Annotated in this window: 15 protein-coding genes; 5 read left to right on the forward strand and 10 right to left on the reverse strand. The window is 41.6% G+C overall.

What is annotated here, in order from left to right; translation table 11 throughout:
* Positions 1-91 precede the first annotated feature (91 nt).
* The 4 genes from gpmI to AB1Z56_RS15065 all read left to right on the forward strand — a co-directional run bounded on the left by gpmI (position 92) and on the right by AB1Z56_RS15065 (position 5,173).
* Positions 92-1,624, forward strand: coding sequence for a 2,3-bisphosphoglycerate-independent phosphoglycerate mutase (gpmI, locus tag AB1Z56_RS15050; protein ID WP_426789542.1), 1,533 nt, complete (start codon positions 92-94; stop codon positions 1,622-1,624).
* The gene (locus AB1Z56_RS15055) at positions 1,605-2,192 is read left to right on the forward strand and encodes a hypothetical protein (RefSeq protein WP_426789543.1); all 588 of its coding nucleotides are present in this window, start codon (positions 1,605-1,607) and stop codon (positions 2,190-2,192) included. Before gpmI ends, AB1Z56_RS15055 begins: the two co-directional genes overlap by 20 nt.
* Before the next feature lie 162 nt (positions 2,193-2,354).
* Positions 2,355-2,669: a hypothetical protein gene (locus AB1Z56_RS15060; protein ID WP_426789544.1), complete on the forward strand. Its 315-nt coding sequence runs from the start codon at positions 2,355-2,357 to the stop codon at positions 2,667-2,669.
* Between the two features lie 209 nt (positions 2,670-2,878).
* Complete coding sequence (locus tag AB1Z56_RS15065) at positions 2,879-5,173, forward strand: TonB-dependent receptor (RefSeq protein WP_426789545.1); 2,295 nt, start codon at positions 2,879-2,881, stop codon at positions 5,171-5,173.
* 63 nt (positions 5,174-5,236) lie between these two features.
* Here AB1Z56_RS15065 and AB1Z56_RS15070 read toward each other — a convergent pair whose 3' ends face one another.
* Positions 5,237-5,791 carry a ferritin gene (locus AB1Z56_RS15070; protein WP_309362356.1) on the reverse strand — a complete coding sequence of 185 codons (555 nt, stop codon included), beginning with the start codon at positions 5,789-5,791 and terminating at the stop codon, positions 5,237-5,239.
* Between the two features lie 174 nt (positions 5,792-5,965).
* The gene (locus AB1Z56_RS15075; protein WP_309362354.1) at positions 5,966-6,622 is read right to left on the reverse strand and encodes a tetratricopeptide repeat protein; all 657 of its coding nucleotides are present in this window, start codon (positions 6,620-6,622) and stop codon (positions 5,966-5,968) included.
* Between the two features lie 342 nt (positions 6,623-6,964).
* Here AB1Z56_RS15075 and lon point away from each other — a divergent pair, with 342 nt between their 5' ends.
* On the forward strand, positions 6,965-9,442 hold the full coding sequence (gene lon, locus AB1Z56_RS15080; protein ID WP_426789546.1) for an endopeptidase La: 2,478 nt from the start codon (positions 6,965-6,967) through the stop codon (positions 9,440-9,442).
* A gap of 239 nt (positions 9,443-9,681) precedes the next feature.
* Here the strand turns inward: lon and dctA are convergent, their stop codons facing one another.
* The 8 genes from dctA to AB1Z56_RS15120 form a co-directional block, all read right to left on the reverse strand.
* A complete protein-coding gene (gene dctA, locus AB1Z56_RS15085; protein ID WP_120336244.1) occupies positions 9,682-10,944 on the reverse strand; it encodes a C4-dicarboxylate transporter DctA in 1,263 nt (420 codons plus the stop codon).
* Positions 10,945-11,077: 133 nt separating this feature from the next.
* Entirely contained in the window at positions 11,078-12,988 is a 1,911-nt protein-coding gene (locus AB1Z56_RS15090; protein WP_120336243.1) for a class II glutamine amidotransferase, read from the reverse strand.
* Positions 12,989-13,108: 120 nt separating this feature from the next.
* Positions 13,109-14,986 (reverse strand): Nramp family divalent metal transporter, encoded by a 1,878-nt coding sequence (locus tag AB1Z56_RS15095; protein ID WP_426789547.1) that lies wholly within the window; start codon positions 14,984-14,986, stop codon positions 13,109-13,111.
* A gap of 84 nt (positions 14,987-15,070) precedes the next feature.
* Positions 15,071-15,673 carry a 2'-5' RNA ligase family protein gene (locus AB1Z56_RS15100; RefSeq protein WP_426789548.1) on the reverse strand — a complete coding sequence of 201 codons (603 nt, stop codon included), beginning with the start codon at positions 15,671-15,673 and terminating at the stop codon, positions 15,071-15,073.
* 87 nt (positions 15,674-15,760) lie between these two features.
* The gene (locus AB1Z56_RS15105; protein WP_426789549.1) at positions 15,761-17,716 is read right to left on the reverse strand and encodes a gamma-glutamyltransferase family protein; all 1,956 of its coding nucleotides are present in this window, start codon (positions 17,714-17,716) and stop codon (positions 15,761-15,763) included.
* Between the two features lie 136 nt (positions 17,717-17,852).
* Complete coding sequence (locus AB1Z56_RS15110) at positions 17,853-19,529, reverse strand: sodium/sugar symporter (RefSeq protein WP_153845168.1); 1,677 nt, start codon at positions 19,527-19,529, stop codon at positions 17,853-17,855.
* Positions 19,530-19,580: 51 nt separating this feature from the next.
* Complete coding sequence (gene xylA / locus AB1Z56_RS15115) at positions 19,581-20,909, reverse strand: xylose isomerase (protein ID WP_426789550.1); 1,329 nt, start codon at positions 20,907-20,909, stop codon at positions 19,581-19,583.
* A gap of 1 nt (position 20,910) precedes the next feature.
* A complete protein-coding gene (locus AB1Z56_RS15120; RefSeq protein ID WP_426789551.1) occupies positions 20,911-22,395 on the reverse strand; it encodes a xylulokinase in 1,485 nt (494 codons plus the stop codon).
* Positions 22,396-22,419: the final 24 nt, after the last annotated feature.

The following is a 22,419-nucleotide window of genomic DNA, read 5'->3' on the forward strand; positions in this document are numbered from 1 at the left end:
GCCACAAACCTATAAAATTATTGGGGATTAACAAGGGAACTTTTTAAGATGCGTTGATAGATTCTAAAATTAAGATTATCTTTGTTATACGATGAATAAGAAAAAAGTTGCACTCATGATCCTAGATGGACTGGGATATGGAAAACATGATAAATCAAATGCAGTTGAAGCTGCAAACACCCCATTTTTAGATCATTTATTAGAAGCTTATCCAAACTCGACCTTAGAGGCTTCTGGTGAAGCTGTCGGATTACCTGCAGGACAAATGGGTAACTCGGAGGTTGGTCACATGAATCTTGGCGCCGGAAGAATCGTCTACCAAGAATTGGGACGTATTCACAAAGCTGTCAATGACGGCGTATTCAATTCGGATCCGATCATTCAAGATGCCTTTAAATATGCATTAGAAAATAACAAGAAGGTACATTTTATCGGATTACTTTCCGATGGTGGTGTACACGCACATACAAAGCACTTAAAAGGCCTATGTGATGCTGCAAAACATGCTGGCTTGACAAGTGATCAAGTATTTATACATGCATTTTTAGATGGCCGTGATACAGATCCAAACTCTGGTATTGGTTATGTAAAAGATCTACAGGCTTATTTAGAAACGACAACGGGTACTTTCGCTTCCGCTATAGGCAGATACTATGCTATGGATCGCGACAACAGATGGGAACGTGTAAAATTAGCATACGATCTTTTGGTAAAAGCAGAAGGTGAAAAAACAAATGACCTTGTTGCGGCTATCCAAAAATCATACGACCAAGGTGTAACCGATGAGTTTGTGAAACCAATCGCATTGGTAGATGCCAGCGGTACCCCTGTAGCAACGATCCAGGAAGGTGATGTGGTATTCTGTTACAACTTCAGAACGGACCGTGGCCGCGAGATCACCATCGCTTTAACTCAAAAGGCATTTCCAGAATATGATCTACAACCACTAGATCTATATTATGTGACCATGACGTCATATGATGAAACTTTTCAAAATGTCAGAGTTGTCTTTCAAAAAGATAACCTAACAAACACTTTGGGTGAAGTGCTCGAGGCTAATCATAAAACGCAAACGCGTATTGCTGAAACAGAAAAGTATCCACACGTCACATTTTTCTTCTCAGGAGGCCGCGAACAGCAATTTGAAGGTGAAAACCGTTTGTTGGTTCCCTCACCAAAGGTAGCGACTTACGATCTTCAACCGGAGATGTCTGCCCAAGGGATTACTGAGGCTATCGTCAACGATATGGAAACACTTCAACCTGATTTTATCTGCCTGAATTTTGCAAATCCAGACATGGTAGGTCACACAGGTGTTTTTGACGCCGTAATAAAAGCAGTAGAAACTGTCGATCAATGTACAAAAACGGTGGTTGAAACAGGCCTTAAAAATGGTTACTCTTTTATTATTTTGGCCGACCACGGTAACTCCGAGTTTATGGTCAATGAAGATGGATCGCCAAATACGGCACATACAACCAATTTGGTTCCATGTATCTTGATTGACGATCAATATAAGAAAATAGCAGATGGTAAATTAGGTGATATTGCCCCAACCGTCTTACAACTTTTAGGCGTCAATATCCCCGTTGAAATGACAGGAAATGTATTGGTATCAGAATAAGAACTTACTAAAAAATAGCAGCAGAGCACTTTCCCTTTTTCTGGGCAGTGCTCTGCTTTTTTGGAGCTGTGGATCACCCTCCGCTACAAAAAACCCTCAAAAATCTTCAGACATATTTTCTGTTGATTCGTTCTTTACTGCCGAGGTCAATCGCCTTCAGCAACTCAACCCCTCGGTTCTAAAATCTGTCAACAAAGACGGAGAAAAAGAACAAAAGGAACTGAAAATTAGCAACTGGAAAAATGAACTCTCTGCCTTTCAAGCTGCTGACATCAGTAAAAACTTCGACCCCTCACTGTATGACGTCAAAGCCATCGACTGTGTAACGGAATTTACGGCTAAGAAGAAAGATCTGCAGATACAAAAATTACGGATCGAATTTGACAGAAACGAAAAGGTGAAGCACATCCATATCGACAAAAAAATCACAAACACCTTGTACGATAGTCAAGAAAAATTAGATTACTACAGCGACTCACTCTATCGGATTATCAAATTGCAGGACGTCCAGGGATTAGATGCCAACCAATATGAGATTGTAGGGAAGTTGATTCCTTCAAAAAAATAAACAGGCTGATCAGCACCGTACATAGCGCCCTCAAGAATAACATTCATTTTTGAGGGCATTTTTAATGCAACACAATTGCTTTATATTTTATTTTCCTTATCTTTGACCAGATTAACAAAATAACTCGAGAAACAACTTGGGTTTAAACGTAGTGATTTCGGCGTGAAAGGTATCTCATTGAACAAACTGGCGGCTTTAGTGCTCTTAATGACCTTCTTAATTGGTCAGTTCATTGTGTATACCCATGCACATCCGCAAACTGCCCTCAGCATCGTGGACAGCCCTGCAAAAAAACACCATGCAGATCATCCCAAGTGTTCCATTTGTGATCAAAACTCGCACCCGCAGATTGTTTTTCATTTTGCTCTAGATGAGTTAATTCTTCCGGTAAGCCAATTTGAATTTGGTTTATTTATTACCGGAGACCAAATGATCAGAGCGTTGCTTTCAGGCAACCGTGGTCCCCCCATCGGTTAATTTTTACGCTAATTCCAATAGTGCTGTTGCTATACGCATAACACTATTGCCATAAAACAACTTCCATAAGAGTTTTTAGAATTCAACAATCATTGATCCATGCCATGAATTATTTAATTGCTGGGCCAAAGACTGGCACCTTAGGGTTCCGCTTAGCAATGTAATTTATGTTATCCTTGATATTACATACGTAAAAATTATTCGTACAGATGAAAATTAAAATTATAGGCTGCATTTTTATGCTTGTCTCCTATTTCTCCATACTTCCAGCCCTTGCTTCAACCATCAGCGGCAAGGTAACGGACGCCAAAACAAATCTTCCGATTGCTGGTGCAACGATCTCATTGCAGCAGCTTCGTTCGAGCACATCATCAGACCAACAGGGTCACTATACCTTTAAATCACTTCCTTCAAGCGGACGTTACCTGGTCGAAGTCCGTTTTTTAGGTTATCAGTCCATTGTTAAGTCCGTCGATTTAACTTCAGAAAATATTACTGTTGATTTTTCCCTGACAGAAAGTATTATTGAAACCAACGAGGTCGTTGTTACGGGTACACTGGTCACTTCACAGAGCCGCCGCAACAGCACTTCGGTTGCCGTAATATCCAAGGACGAACTTCAAGGCAATGCAACAAATCTGATCGATGCACTTGCCCGGCAAGTCCCCGGTCTAAGCCAGATCACCACAGGACAAGGCATTTCAAAACCTGTTATACGGGGTCTCGGTTATAATCGTGTCGTTACAGTGAGTGATGGGGTCAAACAAATGGGACAGCAATGGGGCGATGAACATGGTATTGAGATCGATCAAAATCAACCGGATCGTGTAGAAGTTCTTCGCGGTGCCGCATCGTTGATGTACGGATCTGACGCCATTGGTGGTGTGATCAATGTACTTGAACCAAACGTTCCTACTGCAGGCCAGATTAAAGGTGAAATATTGAGTAGCTATTCCACCAACAACGGACTGACCAATAGCTCTGTCATGCTGACCGGTAATGAAAATGGCTTCGTATGGCGGGGTCGTGGTTCTTATCAAAATGCCTATTCTTATAACACACCGGCAGGCCGATATGGTAATAGTGGTTTTAACAACAGTAATTTCAGTGGTATGCTCGGGCTAAACAAGCAATGGGGCTACTCTCATTTGAATTTTTCATATCTGAAAAATAATATCGGCTTCTACGATGCCGAGCCGGGAGATCCACTTTATATCAACTCAAAAAGCCGTACTTTGGATTTCCCCAAGCAGGACATCCGTCACTATAAACTGGCCCTCAACAATAACTTTGTCATCGGAACCGGTAATTTAAAAGTTGACCTGGGTTATCAAAAAAATCAACGTCGGGAGCTTGAAGAAGCAACTCCTTCCTTATTCTTTGATCTAAACACTTATTCACTTGACGCAAAATATTCTTTAAGTGAAAAAAATGGCTGGCAACATGTATTTGGCATTAGTGCAAGCCAGGAACACAGTATAAATAAAGGTGTTGAATTCTTAATTCCGGCCTATGATCAGTTGGAATTGGGCGCTTTTGGATATGCAAAGAAAACCTGGGGCGAAAATACCTTTAACGTCGGATTACGTTATGACTACGTCAACAACAAAGGAAAACAACTCTTTATTGAAGACGAAGAACAATTCGCCGGTTTTAAAAATAGTTTCAGCAATGTAAGCGGAGCGCTTGGATATACACATATTTTCAGTGAAGACCTCAATTTCAAAGCAAATGCCGGTTCGGCTTTTAGAGCTCCTAATCCTGCAGAATTAGGTTCCAACGGGGTACACGAAGGAACGTACCGCTATGAAGTTGGTAATGAAAACCTGAAACCTGAACGAAGTTACCAAGCGGATGCAACCCTCGAGTTTGGACATAGCATCGTTACAGGAAGTATCGGAATTTATGAAAACTATATCCACAATTTTATCTATGCCTCAACAACAAAAGGCGACACTAAAACCGTGGTAGGTGAAAATGGCGATTCTCATACCTACGACGTATATCGCTATGGCCAGGTAAACGCCAATCTTTACGGTGTCGAAGGAAGTCTAAATTTTCATTTGTTAAACTGGATACACCTGGACAATACGTTTAGTTATACTCATGCACAGAACAATACCTTTAACAGACCCTTGGCATTGATTCCAGCTGGCGTTGTACACAATACATTGCGTCTTGAGCCCAAGATTAGTGGATTGAATGCGTTCTACGTTTCTGTGGGGCTGGACAATTATTTCAAACAGAACCGCATTGATGAAACCTTCGAAACGCCAGCAAACTCTTATACTTTATTGAACGCAGGAATAGGTACGACATTACATCTCGGATCGCAGCAACTGAAAGTATTTGCTGCAGCTTCAAACTTGACCAACAAACGTTATTACGATGCGTTGAGCAGATTGCGCCCAGGACGTCTTTCACAGGAGGACACGAGCTTTGGTGTCTACAATATGGGTAGAAACATCACTTTCGGTGTTTACCTTCCTCTTAGCATAAAGTAAAATAAACACTTAACATAACGTAAAAAAAGAGGGATCTTGAAGATCCCTCTTTTTATTTAACAATTATTTGGGGTCATCTGCTGTTCCTTCTCTTGCCAAGGCCACTTCGTCGGGCATGGCTTCCAAAGAGGAATCCAATGCAAACAAGGATTCATCTGAAGCTCGGTCACCACCGGCAATCTTCAATTTATCCATTAATTCCAGCGCTAATTTCTCTTCTTCAATCTGTTCCTTAACAAACCACTGTGCAAAGTTCCATGTAGCCCAGTCTTTTTCGGCCATTGCCAGGTTTACGATATTATAGATGGCTTCCGTATTATCTACTTCATGTTTAAAAACACGTTTGAAACATTCTGTCAATGATTGCGGATCAGCTGGGGGCGCTGCAATAGCTTGTATTCTGGGGCGGCCACCTCTTTCCAGAATATAACCCATAATTTTGGTCATGTGATTTCGCTCTTCCTGGGCATGTCTATATAGAAAATTGGCGATTCCGCCATACCCCTGATCATCTGCCCATACCCCCAACGACAAATAAATCTGCGCGGCCTCAGCTTCTTTCGTCATCTGACTGATTAAAATTTGTTGCATTTCCTTTGACAATCGATTCGTTTCCATATGTAACTTATTTGATTTAGGAGTAGAACAGTATCAGCGCATATTTCGTTTGAAATTTATCAAACTAAAAATTATTAAATCATTATTGAAGAAATGAGGCAGTCCTTCGTTTTATAGTGGCACAAAAAAAGGGAAAACCAGCTGGAATTCCCTTTTCTATGTTTAATAGTGATACTATTTCAAGTTATCTCTATATACCTTTGCTTTTTTGATTTCAGTCTGGATATCTTTCTTCGATGCATCAAAGCTCAACACTTTTTCATAATCCTTGATTGCATTATTATAAGCGTCAGTTGCCATTGCCTTATTGTAGTTAGGCGTACCTTCTGTTCCAATCAAGATACCCAAATCACGATTCGCAATCGCTCTATTTTGATAAAATTTCGAATCCGTCGGTGTAATAGCAATTGCTTTTGAATAATCCTCAATAGCAACTTTCAACAACTGCTCTTTGTTGGCAACAGATGTTTTGTTTGTTGATTGAACAGCAAGATTGTTTGTTGCTTTAGCTTTGAAGTATAAAGCATTTGCATTTTTACCGTTTAATGCAACTACTTTCCCAAAAGTTTCAGCTGATTTTTTATAGTCACCATTTTGAAATTGAGAATATCCCAACATGTATAATACATCCGGATCTTTCCCTTCCTGAGGAAGTGCTTTAGTCAAGTATGACTCCGCATTCTTGAAATCACCATCCAAAAGAGCTTTTTGCCCCATTCTCACATTAGCGTTGCTATGCTCAGCTTGTTTTGGTTGTTGTGCATTTGCGCTAAAAGCAACTAAGGCAAAAACCCCAGTAAACAAACCCAATTTAAATGATTTTAAATTCATATCTAAATAGTTACGTTTTTATATTCACTCTATAATGATCACTAGTGATCGTTTCTACATCTGTAAAAAAGCATCCGATTGATTTCTCTCAACTTAAAAACTGACATCGGCGCCCTTTCACATTCCAATATTACAATTATTATGCCTATTTCTCCAACAAATGGCAGATAAATTTTATTTAACCTGCCTTTTTTTCCTATTCTAGAAAATAGATTTGTAATTTTGCTGACTTTTAGCAATTGGCACTCCGCTTGCAATACAGGGGAAACAATAATAGAAGCTTAAAATTTGAAAGTCAGCCGTCAACATGTCAGCGACTGCCAAATACACAAAATAAATACTATGAGCAAATTCGAAACTTTTGATTTCAGTCAAGCAATTCCAATCGTTGCAGAGGATACCGAATTCTTCCCCTTACTTACACAAGAGGATGAAGATAACATGGCGAATGCTGAAATTCCAGAAGCATTGTCTATTTTGCCTTTACGTAATACCGTATTATTTCCCGGTGTTGTCATTCCGATTACTGTAGGTAGAGATAAGTCCATCAAATTAGTCAAGGAAGCCTATAAAGGCAGTAAAACTATCGGTGTTGTTTCTCAAAAGGATATGACTGTAGAGGACCCAGGATTTGAAGAACTAAATAAAGTGGGCACTGTAGCTCATATCATTAAAGTACTCCAAATGCCTGATGGTAATACCACCGTCATCATCCAGGGAAAACAACGATTCAACTTGTTGGAAATTGTCGAAACCGAACCTTATTTAAAGGCGCGTGTGGAGAAATTCAACGAAGCGAAACCGAAGATGACCAAGCACTTTAAGGCGACAATTTCTACCTTAAAAGAAATGGCACTTCAGATTATTCAACTGTCACCAAACTTACCGAGTGAAGCTGGTATTGCCATCAAAAATATTGAAAGCCCTTCGTTTCTGATCAACTTCATTTCGTCGAATATCAATGTCGAAATGATCAGAAAACAGGAACTGCTTCAGATACCTAAAGTAGAGAACCGTGCCAAACTTTTATTGGAGCTTTTGACAACAGAAATCCAGATGCTGGAACTAAAGCACCAGATTCAAAATAAAGTACGTGTCGACCTTGATAAACAACAACGCGATTATTTCTTGAACCAACAGCTTAAAACAATTCAGGAAGAGCTGGGTGGAAACACCCCTGATCTTGAGCTGGAAGAGCTTAAAAAACGGGGCAAGAAAAAGAAATGGAACGTTGATGTAGAAAAACATTTCACAAAGGAACTCGAAAAACTATCACGTATCAATCCTGCTGCTGCAGATTATTCGGTACAGCTCAATTACCTTGAGCTCTTGCTAGATCTGCCCTGGAATGAAACAACAAAAGATAATTTTGATTTAAACAAGGCACAAAAAGTGCTCGACAAAGATCATTACGGGCTCGAGAAAGTAAAAAAACGTATCATTGAATACCTTGCGGTATTGAAATTAAAAAATGATATGAAAGCGCCTATTCTTTGTTTGGTAGGCCCTCCAGGAGTGGGTAAAACCTCTTTGGGAAGATCTATTGCCAAAGCTTTAGGACGCAAGTATACCCGTATGGCGTTGGGCGGTGTACGCGATGAAGCAGAAATCAGAGGTCACCGCAAAACTTATATCGGCGCAATGCCGGGTCGTATCATCCAGTCCCTGAAAAAAGCAGGAGCAGCGAATCCGGTGTTTATTTTAGACGAAATCGATAAAATGAGCGCAGATTTCAAGGGAGATCCTTCATCGGCCTTATTGGAAGTATTGGATCCGGAACAAAACACGCATTTCTATGATCATTATGTCGAAATGGAGTTTGACCTTTCCAAAGTGATGTTTATTGCGACAGCCAATTCCTTGAGCTCTATACAACCTGCATTATTGGATCGGATGGAAATTATCGAAGTGAATGGTTATACCATCGAGGAGAAAATCGAAATCGCGAAAAAACACCTTTTGCCAAAACAACGCGAAATGCATGGAATGGCAGCCAAAGATGTCTCGTTAAAGTCTAAGATCATCGAACAGATTATCGAGGATTACACACGCGAATCTGGTGTCCGCGGATTAGAAAAAAAGATCGGCTCCGTGGTACGTGGTATTGCAACACGCATTGTCATGGAAAAGGATTACAGTCCGAGTATTAACGAACAAGATCTGCTCGATATCTTAGGTGCTCCAATATTTGACAAGGACATCTACGAAAATAACAATGTTGCCGGTGTCGTAACGGGCTTGGCCTGGACTTCCGTAGGTGGCGATATCTTATTTATAGAATCTTCTCTGAGCCCAGGAAAAGGACGTTTGAGCCTGACAGGTAATTTGGGTGATGTCATGAAAGAATCTGCATCGATAGCACTAGCCTACCTGAAAGCTCACGCTTCGGATTTCGGCATTAACTATCGTGTTTTCGACCATTGGGATATCCATATTCACGTTCCTGCCGGTGCCATTCCAAAAGATGGTCCTTCAGCTGGTATAACGATGCTCACAGCACTGACATCGCTATTTACCCAACGTAAAGTGAAGGAGAAATTAGCTATGACAGGTGAAATTACGTTACGTGGAAAAGTGTTGCCTGTTGGCGGTATTAAGGAGAAAATCCTTGCCGCAAAACGTGCGAACATCAAAGATATTATCCTTTGTAAATCCAATGAAAAAGACATCTTGGAAATCAAGGAAGATTATATCAAAGACATGCAGTTCCATTATGTGACTGAAATGTCGCAGGTGATCAAACTCGCGCTATTGGAAGAAAAAGTAACTGGTGCCATCGATCTGGCTCAAGATATAGAAAATACCAAAAAAGAGAATTAATAGATACCCGAAAGGTTTTGAATAGAAAGGGGTTGTCCAAATTGGATAACCCCTTTGTTATATAATTTATAGGTACTCCCCTCACAGATTATACGCATTCCTTCATTATATGCATTCCTTCATTATACGTATTTCGCTCACAGAACCTTATCAGTTATTCTTAAACAGTTTGAGCTGATTTCCAAACATTTTCTTTGTTGGAGCCAAGTTTCTTTTATCATAGCTTTTGATTGCAGAAATCATCGTTTAGAACCTAACTTTTCATGTAGGAGCTCCTCGTCTAAACTATCTTCATATTTTGAAATCACCAGCGTTGCCGCTGAATTTCCGATCAAATTGGTTATCGCTCTTGCTTCACTCATAAAACGATCCACACCAAAGATCAAAGCGACAGATTCTACCGGTACATGGCCAACTACAGGCAAAGTCGCAGCAAGGGTAACGAAACCACTTCCTGTTACGCCTGCAGCCCCTTTGGAGGTCAATAGCAATACCAACAATAAGGTAATTTCCTGTTCCAAGCTGAGATGCATATTGAGGGCCTGCGAAATAAAGACCGCGGCCATAGTCAGATAGATACTTGTCCCATCGAGATTGAAAGAATAACCCGTGGGGATCACTAAACCCACAACAGGTTTAGCACAGCCTGCATCTTCCATCTTCTGCATGATACCAGGCAATGCAGACTCGGAAGAGGAAGTCCCCAATACAATCAAAATCTCTTCTTTGATATATTTCAAAAACTTAAAAACATTCACCTTGAGATAAAAATACAATACCGCCCCAATCACAACGATCACGAAGATAAAACAGGTCAGATAGAAGCTCAACATCAGCATACCCAGTTTAGATAAGGCCTGGATTCCAAACTTACCGATCGTAAAACCCATTGCTCCCATTGCCCCGATTGGAGCCAGATACATGATCATTTTGATAATGGAGAAGAGAACCTTCAGAAAAGATTGCAATACATTGAGCACAGGCTCAGAAGCTTTCTGTCCTATTTTTGTCATACCGATCCCAAATAGCACTGCAAAAACGAGTACCTGCAACATGTTGTCCGACGCTACCGCAGCAATCACATTACCTGGAATGATCCCGATGATAAAATCCATAAAACTATGTGGCTCCTTGGATTCTGAAATATAATGGGATACCGAAGATACATCAAGACTCGCTGGATCGGCGTTCATCCCGGTACCCGGCTGTATCCAATTAACAAAGACTAGACCGATAATCAGGGCAATGGTTGTCATGATCTCGAAATAGATAATGGAGGTTAAACCGATTTTCCCCACTTTTTTCGTATCCTGCATTCCCGCTATACCGATCACAATGGAGCTAAAAATCAATGGCGCAATAACCATCTTGATCAGTTTAATAAAAGCATCTCCCAATGGTTTTAGCTTAACAGCAAAATCGGGGTAATAGATACCACAGATGATCCCCACAAGTATACCCACGATGACTTGAAAATAGAGGCTCTTAAAAATATGCTTCATGATCGATTTATTTACGGACAGTAATTCCCTTTGCTTTAATTGGTTTTTTTATTTAGGATTCAGAATTTTCTGAGTACGAATATAAAAAAAAGGGATGCATAAATGCATCCCTTCCTATGATATTTTTTTGAACTTAATTACTGAAATATGCTCTCACATTCTTTCCTTCAATCCAATTCATATAAGCTTTGTTAACAATCTTGTTTCCTCCAGGTGTTGGGTAATCACCGGAGAAATACCAATCACCCTTATGGTCTGGACAAGCTTTGTGTAAATTATCCAAAGTTTGGTAAATTACTTCGAGCTCTGCTTTCAGGTGGTGAGGTCTTACGATACGAGCGATTTCTTCCGAGATCTCTTCATCAGTAAAAGGTGCATAGATCGCTTTGACATAATTATCGATATCATTAACGTCCTGGGTCATTGATAACACACATTTTTGATAAACTTCATCGATTATATGCGCCATACCACGTTGTTTTAGGAGATTAATTGCGGCTTCGAATGCGACAAACTCACCCATACGTGACATATCGATACCATAACAATCTGGGTAACGAATCTGAGGCGCAGATGAAACAATCACGATTTTTTTCGGATTCAGACGATCCAGGATTGTTAGAATACTTTGTTTCAATGTTGTTCCCCGAACGATAGAGTCGTCAATGGCAACAATGGTATCTTCGTGATCCTTAACAATACCGTACGTCGTATCGTATACGTGCTGTACCATGTCTGTACGGTCCGCATCTTGCGTAATGAACGTACGCAGTTTAGCGTCCTTCACGTTGAGTTTTTCAAAACGAGGTTTAATACTCAAGATTTCATCCAATTCTTCATCAGATATTTTTTCTGAGCGATTTAATAGGGTCTCTTTTTGAAAATCCCGAACGTAGGCATTGATACCATCCATTAGGCCATAGTACGATACTTCGGCTGTATTTGGAATAAACGAGAATACGGTATTTTTGATGTTATTTTTGACAGATTCCAATACCTGAGGCACCAGTAATCTTCCTAATTCTTTACGTTCTTGATAGATATCAGCATCAGATCCACGGGAGAAGTAAATCCGTTCGAAAGAACAAGAACGTTGTTCTACGGGCTGTCTAAACATCTCTTGGGATACTGTACCATCTTTTTTGGCGATCAGGGCATGGCCTGGTTTAATTTCCTTCACCGCACCAATAGGAATATTGAATGCAGTTTGGATGACCGGTCTTTCCGATGCTACAACCAGGATTTCCTCATCCTGATAATAAAACGCCGGACGGATACCAGCCGGGTCGCGCATAACAAAAGCATCACCATGACCAAAGATACCAGCGATGGTGTAACCTCCATCCCAAGTTTTGGCCGAACGCTTCAATATTTTGGTAACATCAATATTTTTGGCAATCAGCGAGCTGATCTCAATATTAGAATGACCTTCTTTTTTGAATTGATCGAACAGATCTTGGTTCTCATCATCCAGGAAGTGACCAATCTTTTCCAAAACGGTTACGGTATCCGCTTTTTCCTTTGGATGTTGTCCCAACTCATATAATTGTTGCAACAATTCATCCACATTGGTCATGTTGAAGTTACCCGCTACCACCAAATTACGAGACATCCAGTTGTTTTGTCTTAAAAATGGGTGACAGCTCTCGATACTGTTCTTTCCATGCGTTCCATAGCGCAAATGTCCTAAAAGTACTTCTCCGGTAAAACTTACGTTATCTTTTAACCATTGCGTATCTTTTGATTCCTCTGGAAACGCTTTCTGAACAGAAGCGAATTTTTTCTGTACATATTCGAATATGTCTGCCACAGCAGTAGAGCCCATAGCTCTGTAACGCGAAATGTAACGATTTCCAGGTTTAACATCAAATTTAATGGTTGCAATTCCAGCCCCGTCTTGTCCACGGTTGTGCTGTTTTTCCATTAATAGGTACAATTTGTTGATGCCATAAAATGGCGTACCATATTTTTCCTGATAATAAGATAAGGGTTTTAACAGGCGAATTAGTGCGATTCCGCACTCGTGTTTAATAGCGTCGCTCATATCTTGATTTGATGTCGCAAAAATAAGAATTATTTAGCACTTACCGATCCCTCCCCTCACTTTTTCCGTAATAAAATTACAGTGAATAGACAGTGGCTCTTTGGGATAGCGCCTTAAAGCTTACTGGGCGATAAAAACAGGTACCTTCACTGCATGCCGCAGCTTGTTAACTGTCTCACCAAAAACAAAATCCTTCACACCACTGTGCCCATGGCTTCCAACAACCAGCAGATCCGCCTCGTATTTTTCACAAACCTCAGCGATACTCTTGATCCGGTTATTGTAACCCAATTCGTACTCCGTTTGATGTCCCTGCGATAATAGAAAATCAGCATATAATTTTAGGCGCTCCAGATCCTGACGCGATTCAAAATCATCTGTCGACTCTCCGGTATATTTTACGGATGCACTTTCCACGATATGTACAACCACAAATGTAGTGTCTTCATGCGAAAGCTGCAGGGCATATTGAATGACTTTCTGGTCAGAATTAGAAAAATCTAAGGCAATCACGACTTTCTTAAAGGAACCCTTATGCTCAAAATGTAAGGCCTCAAATGGCGGGTGAACCTCCAGCTCCGTTGGTTTTGATTTGAGTAAAATAGGGTATAACACGGTCATCATTAATAAAGCAAACAAACCCACTGCGCCCATGATCAATAATACGGTGACCACAATATTATTGGCTTCGCCAATCCAGCCGACCACTTCGTCGTAGACCAATTTAAAATTAAGTACCGCGATAATGGCCGCTATCAACCAGGCCGCTACTTTTGTTAACGGTTTAATGGCAAAAATACCCATCTTGACTTTATCGCTCACAAAATGGATCAACGGAATAACAGCAAAAGCGAGCTGCATACTCAAGATCACCTGACTAAAGATCAGCAGCTGTCCAACGCGACCTTCACCCGAAATGAGGATCACCAATACAGCCGGGATAATCGCCAAAAGTCGAGTTATAATCCTTCGCAAAGTCGGACTAATCCGCAATCGAAGGTATCCCTCCATCACAATCTGACCGGCTAAGGTACCGGTCACCGTTGAGCTCTGTCCGGCAAGAATCAAGGCAACAGCAAACAATTTTGAGGCCCATTCCGTACCAAGAAGATTGCCCAAGAGGTGATAAGCATCTTCAAGTTCGGCTACGTCGTGCATACCGTTTTTATGAAAAACAGAGGCTGCAAGAATCAATATTGCCGCATTCACCAAAAAGGCCAGGTTTAAGGCAATGGCACTATCCCAAAAGTTATACTTGAGCGATTTACGGATCGAAACTTCATTCCGGTCAATCTTCCGTGTTTGCACAAGAGCCGAATGCAGATACAGGTTATGCGGCATGACGGTCGCTCCTATAATTCCTATGGCAATATATAGTGCGGCACTATTCGGGATACTGGGTATAAATCCAGTGGCTACCTCTGCAAAATCAGGTTTCGCCAAAAACATTTCCACCATGAAACACATGCCAATAAGCGCGATCAGTCCAATGATAAAAAGTTCCATTTTTCGCATCCCCAGCTTCTGAAGGTATAGCAACAGGAAGGTATCTGCAAAACTGATCATTACTCCCCAGAGCAGATCGATGCCGAAAAGTAAGTTAAGACCGATTGCCATCCCTAAGACCTCAGCCAGGTCACAGGCAGCAATCGCAATTTCAGCAAGGACATAAAGCACAAAATTCATCCTTTTAGGATAGGTCTCGCGGTTACACTGCGCAAGGTCTTTCCCCCGTACAATACCTAGGCGCGCACATAGATTCTGCAGTACTAAGGCCATGATGTTACTCATCAATAATACCCAGATTAGGGCATATCCAAATTGACTTCCTCCAGCAAGATCGGTAGCCCAGTTGCCTGGATCCATATAGCCGACACTAATGAGATAAGCTGGACCAAAGAAACTAAGTATCTTCTTAAATTTGGATTTCCCTTGATTGACATCTACACTTTCATGGATATCAGATAGGGATTTATGATGAGATTCGTCGTAATGCATAAAGTACTATAAGTGCAATATCGTCTATTGTCAGCCTTAAAGATAAAAAGCTTTACATTATTAGACAATTAAACCGCGATATTATTAGAATTTAAATGCCAGCTGGCCAGAATTTTCCTTCGATTGATTGCCAAACTGTATAAAATCGATGATCTCATACTGACCTAAATCAGGTTTAAACTGCCGCACATGAACGCCCTTACACATAAAACTAAGGTCGACAGACCGCAACTGTTCTTTTGCAATTTCAAGCTGTTCTGGTTCAAGGCGTCGTCCAATTGAAATATGGGGTTCATCGCTAATCTCGATCAAATCAAATTCCGATAAAGTTTGAACAACCTTTCGCGCCCGATCCTTGAGATAACTGCGGGCATGTACTGTCGGTGCAATATAGTAAGCACCACCGGCAAATGATGAAAAATGATCGAAATAAACATACTGACTTCGCTCGTAGTGCAAGGCCTCCTGCAAATCTGCAATAGCCGAGGCGAGCTTATGTTCGTCAGTTTCAAAAGCACATATCGTGACATGGGCTTTCGAATTACAACTCCGATACCAACCCTTGTTTTTGTCAGGGAACACCTCGGCCAGCGATGCACGCAACCGTCGCTTCAAACCATCTACCAAAATAATACCCGCTTCATCAGGTTGAAAAACAAACGAATATTTATTCACGCTACCCTCCATAACAAAAATCAGTTTCCGATCAGTAGGTAAGATAGCAAATACCGTGGAGATAACAAAACCAAAACCTAGCAACTAGCTAATGAAACACTACCACCCGATGCCATAATCCTCTCCGTTATTGCTACTGCCGCCCCAAAGTGTATGGTGCTGCTGATCGAAATAAATAGCATTGATAGGTCCACTGGTACGATCGCCTAACTGTATGCTGTAGCCCATTTTTTTCAGCTGCTCAATGACAGCTGGCGCTGTATTTTTATCGAGCAACAGACTACCTGACCGTGGTTTTCGATCGTCAATTTTCGTTCCTCCCAGGGATAACCAAAGCTGATTGCTATTGATATTGGCCGCCTCGCTGGCCTGTTGTGGCGTCATTCCAAACTCGACCATATTCAAGAAAAACTGCAATAGGTTTTGATCCTGTGTATCTCCGCCCTGCACAGCAAAAGAAAGGTAAGGTTTTCCGTTTTTCAAAGCCATTGAAGGGGTAAGTGTTACTCGCGGTCTTTTGCCCGGCTCAACCACATTGAAGGGATTTATCAATGAATCCAATACAAAGCTCTGTAAGCGTTGGCTCATACCTACTCCGGTATTCCCGGCAATACATGCAGGCAACCAGCCGCCACTCGGAGTAATCGAAACGACCCATCCTTCTTCATCGGCCGCTTCAACACTTGTTGTCCCCCGAAGGAGCCGATCGACATAAGCACTATCCACCGCTAAAGATGCCAAAAGGGCTGTTTTTGGCAATTCCGTTAGCGACGAACTTGAGCGCGCGTCATGTTTAGGGACAAAATCATTTTTCAGCTCCGTATGTGGCGTAAACTCCTTCTTACGCTGCTCCAGTAACGAAAGGTACGGATTCTGCTTACCTTCGTAGGGATAAGGGTCTCCGGGAAGTACATTCGGGTTATTTTGGTGAAGATCAATTGTTGCAGCCCTCGCCTTGGCATAGGATTCATTCAAAAGACCTTGAATAGGTGTCTTAGGTTTACAGTAGGGATCACCGTAATAAAAATCCCGATCGGCAAAGGCCAAATTCATAACCTGATAGAGTGTATGGATATAAGGAGCCGAATTATAACCCATTGCCTTTATATCGAAGTTTTTCAGCAACTGCAAACTCTGCAGCATGGCCGGTCCCTGTGTCCATTCTTGTAATTTATACACATCAATGCCTTTATAATTGACATGCAATGGTTCCTCCTCAATAGGTTTCCAATTGGCTAAGTCTGCTTTCGTGATTAAGCCACCTTGCTCTTTACTGCCACGGACAAATTCATCTGCAATATCGCCGGTGTAAAACCGATCATAAGCAGCCATGATCGCAGCTTTCCGGTCTTTTCCTGCTGCGAGAGCTTTCTTTTCCGCTTCTATCAATTTGGATAGGGTATTATGCAGATCCTGCTGTACAAAAACCTCTCCGGCCTCGGGAGCTTCCCAGGATTTACCATCATGTACTAAAAACACCTTTTTACTGTACGGCCATTCTTTAATGCGCTCTTTGCCACGCTCAATACTCGTTGCAGTTTGTGCGTCAATCGGGTACCCTGCAGCCATTTCAAGAGCTGGAGCCAATACCTCTGCAAGACTTTTCGTTCCATAATGAGCCAACATGTAGCACAATCCACCGGGTGTACCGGGTGTGACAGCTGCAAGAGGACCGTATTCCGGTGGAAATTCATAGCCCTTTGATTTAAAAAAATCGACTGTCGCTCCACTTGGAGCTACCCCCAAGGCATTTATAGCAATTACCTTCTTTAGTTTCGGATGATAAATTAAAGCCTGCGTCTCGCCGCCCCAACTCAGTACATCCCACATCGTACAGGTTGCTGCGAGCATGGCACAAGCAGCGTCAACGGCATTTCCCCCTTGCTGGAATAGTTGGGCACCTGCTGTTGCCGCCAAGGGCTTACCTGTAATGGCCATCCAATGTTTCCCATGTAAAGGTGGTTTCTGCGTACGCTGAGCGGAACTCAGCATCGGCGTACAGGTAGTGAGCAATCCAAACAGCGTCATCAGTAGCAAGGGGGATCTTCTTTTCATAGCAGCAATCTTTCGTTAAGTAATCTTTCGTTAAGCAAAGGTTTTAGTAAAACCAAGATAGGTATTTTTAAAACAAACAAAAAACTCCTATCAACCGAGATTGATAGGAGTTTTTAAAATCTTATTTACTATTGGATTACCAATAAATAGAATATAATGCTGTAACCAATAGCGCTACGATCAATGCGATGACCAAAAACGCCCGGTGTGGTTTAAACATCGTGGTATCAACTTCCAATCCAGCTGGCACGACACCACGCTTATTGTCGATAATACTGATGAGAATCATACCGATAATACAGATCACGAAAACAAATCCCATTCTATCCAAAAATGGAATTTCGTAGACTCCTGTTGTTGGATTCGGAACGGAGAAACCTGTCGATGACAAGAACGACAGATCGACCCAATCAGGCAATTTTTTGAAGATAATGGAGAAAATAAAACCACCAATTGTTGCAAACAAAGCTGCGTTTGAAGTTGCTTTCTTCCAGAAGAATCCTAAAATGAACATCGCAAAAATACCTGGAGATACAAAACCTGTATATTCCTGAATATATTGGAATCCACCTTTTTTATCAATACCTAAATGTGGAGCGATCAGCACGCCCAAAATCATAGCAACCACAACAGTTAGCTTACCGATGTTGACCAATTTCTTGTCCGATGCTTCTGTATTGAAGACTTTTTTATAAATATCCAAGGAGAAGATAGTTGCGATACTGTTTGCTTTACCTGCCAAAGAAGCAACTACTGCAGCTGTCAATGCCGCAAACGACAAGCCTTTTAATCCTGCTGGCAATAGATTCAGCAAAACTGGATAAGCATGATCCGGATTTACCTCACCATGTTGCATCATTTCGTTTTGGAACAAGCCATCTTTCCACATTACATAGGCTGCAATACCTGGCAACACGACAATGATAGGCATTAATAACTTCAGAAATGCGGCAAACAAGATACCGTTTCTCGCGGTTTTCAAATCTGCTCCAAGCGCGCGTTGCGTGATATATTGATTACATCCCCAGTAATTTAAATTAACGATCCACATACCCCCGATCAATACGGTCAGCCCCGGTAAATCAAGATAATTCTCGTTTTTACGATCCAGAATCATATGGAAATGATCAGAAGCTTTTTCGGTCATCAAATGATAGCCTTCCAATACGCCTGAGCCACCATAGTGCTCCGAAACGAGATTTAAGGCCAGATAAGTTGTCGCCAAACCACCTAAGACCAAAAAGAAAACCTGAATAATATCCGTATAGCCAATTACTTTCATACCGCCTAGCGTAATGATAACAGCAAAAATCGCTATGGCATACATACAAGCGTCCAGACTGATACCAGAAATACTGCTTACCGCAATGGCGCCCAAATAGAGGATGGATGTCAAATTAACGACAACATACAACAACAACCAGAAAACGGCCATAATCATCGCTACAGTTCCATTATAACGTTTATGGAGAAACTGTGGCATCGTAAAGATCTTGTTCTTTAAATATACCGGGATAAAAAATACGGCAACAACAATTAGTGTAATGGCAGCCATCCACTCGTAAGTCGCAATAGCCAATCCCATCTTAAATCCGGAACCGCTCATACCGATAAATTGCTCGGCCGAAATATTGGATGCAATAAGTGATGCTCCAATAGCCCACCAGGTCAATGAACCCTCAGCCAGGAAATAATCTTTGGAACCGACAGATTCAGATTTCTTGCGATAATACACCCATAATCCATAACCTGCTACAATAACAAAGTATATCAGGAAAACGATGTAATCTTTTGTGCTTAAATAATTATTCATGTATTGGTAATTGGTTTAATTTGATCGCCTAATATAGAAATATTTTTAGAACTATATATATCTATTGATCAAATTTTCTAAATACTCCTGCTTACCACTAATGGTTTTTGGCTCCCCCAATTCCACTGCTAAATCCCTTAAGTTTTCCAAAGTCAATTTATTTCCTTCAAACGATGCGCCATGGCCTGCATCAAACGAAGCATAGCGGTCTGTCCGAATTTTTTTGTAGTCCGAGTCCTGCAGGACACGATCTGCCGTGATAAGTGCACGCGCAAAAAGATCCATACCACCGATATGTGCATAAAATAAATCTTCAGGATCTGTCGAATTCCGACGGATTTTGGCATCAAAGTTTACACCACCACCTTGGAATCCACCGCCTTCTAAAATAATCAGCATGGCTTCGGTCAGTTCATTGATGTCATTCGGAAATTGATCCGTATCCCATCCATTTTGATAATCGCCGCGATTAGCATCGATGGACCCCAATTTACCTGCATCGACAGCAACCTGCAACTCATGTTGGAATGTATGTCCAGCCAAAGTCGCATGATTTACCTCTAAATTTAGTTTAAAATCTTCCAAAAGATTATACTGACGAAGGAAGCCGAGCACCGTAGCCGCATCATAATCGTACTGATGTTTTGTAGGCTCGCATGGTTTAGGTTCGATAAAGAATGTTCCTTTAAAGCCATTTTTACGGGCATAATCTTTTGCCATATGTAAAAACTGTGCGAGATGCTCCTGCTCACGTTTCATATTGGTATTTAAAAGGCTCATATACCCTTCTCTTCCACCCCAGAACACATAGTTTTCACCACCTAGCGCAATCGTTGCGTCCAAGGCGGCCTTTACCTGAGCACCACCATGCGCAAGAACATGAAAATCCGGATTGGTCGCGGCCCCGTTCATATAGCGTTTATGGCTAAAAAGATTGGCTGTTCCCCAAAGCAATTTTACACCGCTCTCCAGTTGTTTTTCCTTCGCATAATCAACGATAGTTGACAGACGTTTTTCATTTTCAACGACATTATCCGAATAATCAACTAGATCGACATCATGGAAACAGTAGTAAGGAATATTCAATTTACTGATAAATTCAAATGCCGCATCCATTTTGTCTTTTGCCCTAGTGATTACATCGTTGCTTTCATCCCATGGAAATTGATGTGTCGGTCCGCCAAATGGATCAGATCCATTGCCATTAAATGAATGCCAGTACGAACAGGCAAATTTGAAATACTCTTCCATGGTTTTTCCGGCAACAATTTGCTGTGGATTGTAATAACGGAAAGCCAATGGATTTGTACTGTCTTTTCCCTCGAATTGTATCTGGCCAATGCCCTTGAAAAATTCTTTTTTTCCTGTGATAATATTCATCTTATTTTCTATTTATGTTTTTATTTAACAACTCCTTCCATTGTTGGTAATACTCTTCATACTGGGCGACAAATTGGGGTTCAACTGTATACACGGGTTTCAAGCTGCGAAAAGCTTCACTAAAATCCGTGTAATAGCCGCTGCCTATACCTGCCCCCAGTGCTGCACCAACACTGCCGTCATGATTGAAAATTTCCACGGGGACATCTGTGACACCTACGAAAGACTCGCGAAAAACAGCGCTCAAGAATAAATTTGCATATCCCGCACGGATCATGCTTGGATACAAGCCATTTTCACGCATGATATCCAGTCCATAACGAAAAGCATAAGCAATTCCCTCCTGTATAGCCCGGAGTATATCGCTTGCCTCATGCCTATTTAAATCTATTGCTGTAATTGAAGCCCCCACCGTCTGATTATTGAGCATACGCTCGGCACCATTCCCGAATGGAATAACCTGCAGGCCTTTGCTTCCTATAGGTGATGACCCAGCCATGGTATTGATCTGTTCATACGATAAATCGCGCCCCAGCAACTTCCTTCCCCAACTATTCATTATACCCGTTCCATTGATGCACAGCAGTACGCCGGTCCGAATATCATCTTCACGGTAATTCACATGCGCAAATGTATTGACACGTGATTCGCGGTCCGCAATCAACTGGTCGCTCACCCCATAGATAACACCAGAAGTACCTGCGGTGGCAGCTACTTCTCCGGGTCGAAGGACGTTGAGGGAAAGCGCATTGTTGGGTTGGTCGCCAGCTTTATAATTGATCGTCACCGCAGCGGAAAGGCCGAGCTCCGCTGCAACGGCTGCCTTAATCTGCCCATGGGTCGAAAATACCGGTAAGATCTCAGGAATAAGATGATCATCGAAGCCATAGTAATCCATGATGGTATCTGACAGCGTATTGTTCTTGAAATCCCAGAAGATACCCTCCGATAAGGCCGATATGGAAGTAGTTACTTGGCCCGAAAGTTTCATGGCTATAAAATCGCCTGGTAGCATGATCTTATCTATCTTTTCGTAAATCGCCGGTTCATTGGCCTTTACCCAAGCTAACTTTGAAGCGGTAAAATTCCCTGGAGAATTCAAGTGATGACTCAGATTAAACGAACGTCCAATTTCCTCAAAGGCCCTATTTCCAAGTTCAACAGCCCTGCTATCGCACCAGATAATCGCATTTCGCAGCACCTGCTGATCTCTATCGACGACCACTAAACCGTGCATTTGGTAAGCGATTCCAATAGCGGAAATGGCTTTGGGATCGTACAGCCCTAGCGCATTTGCTTTCAACAAGGCCTGTTTAAAGTAGTCCCACCAATCCAGCGGATTTTGTTCGGCCCAATTGGGCTCCACTGTAATTATGGGAGCTTCTACGTCCGGATATTGCACCGAGCAAACCTTACGTTGCGAAGAGGCCTCAACAATCGAAACCTTTACGGAAGAAGTACCTACGTCTATACCTAATAAATACATGGTAATTAATTGAAACTGGTTATT

This window comes from Sphingobacterium sp. WOUb80, from assembly GCF_050058145.1.
Taxonomy (GTDB): Bacteria; Bacteroidota; Bacteroidia; order Sphingobacteriales; family Sphingobacteriaceae; genus Sphingobacterium.

Coding starts and splice junctions, on each gene's coding strand:
- AB1Z56_RS15065 (WP_426789545.1), top strand. CDS start 2,879: ATGAAAATTAAAATTATAGGCTGCATTTTTATGCTTGTCTCCTATTTC.
- AB1Z56_RS15095 (WP_426789547.1), bottom strand. CDS start 14,986: ATGCATTACGACGAATCTCATCATAAATCCCTATCTGATATCCATGAA.
- AB1Z56_RS15105 (WP_426789549.1), bottom strand. CDS start 17,716: ATGAAAAGAAGATCCCCCTTGCTACTGATGACGCTGTTTGGATTGCTC.
- AB1Z56_RS15110 (WP_153845168.1), bottom strand. CDS start 19,529: ATGAATAATTATTTAAGCACAAAAGATTACATCGTTTTCCTGATATAC.
- AB1Z56_RS15100 (WP_426789548.1), bottom strand. CDS start 15,673: ATGGAGGGTAGCGTGAATAAATATTCGTTTGTTTTTCAACCTGATGAA.
- AB1Z56_RS15055 (WP_426789543.1), top strand. CDS start 1,605: ATGTATTGGTATCAGAATAAGAACTTACTAAAAAATAGCAGCAGAGCA.
- AB1Z56_RS15090 (WP_120336243.1), bottom strand. CDS start 12,988: ATGAGCGACGCTATTAAACACGAGTGCGGAATCGCACTAATTCGCCTG.
- dctA (WP_120336244.1), bottom strand. CDS start 10,944: ATGAAGCATATTTTTAAGAGCCTCTATTTTCAAGTCATCGTGGGTATA.
- xylA (WP_426789550.1), bottom strand. CDS start 20,909: ATGAATATTATCACAGGAAAAAAAGAATTTTTCAAGGGCATTGGCCAG.
- gpmI (WP_426789542.1), top strand. CDS start 92: ATGAATAAGAAAAAAGTTGCACTCATGATCCTAGATGGACTGGGATAT.
- AB1Z56_RS15120 (WP_426789551.1), bottom strand. CDS start 22,395: ATGTATTTATTAGGTATAGACGTAGGTACTTCTTCCGTAAAGGTTTCG.
- lon (WP_426789546.1), top strand. CDS start 6,965: ATGAGCAAATTCGAAACTTTTGATTTCAGTCAAGCAATTCCAATCGTT.
- AB1Z56_RS15075 (WP_309362354.1), bottom strand. CDS start 6,622: ATGAATTTAAAATCATTTAAATTGGGTTTGTTTACTGGGGTTTTTGCC.
- AB1Z56_RS15070 (WP_309362356.1), bottom strand. CDS start 5,791: ATGGAAACGAATCGATTGTCAAAGGAAATGCAACAAATTTTAATCAGT.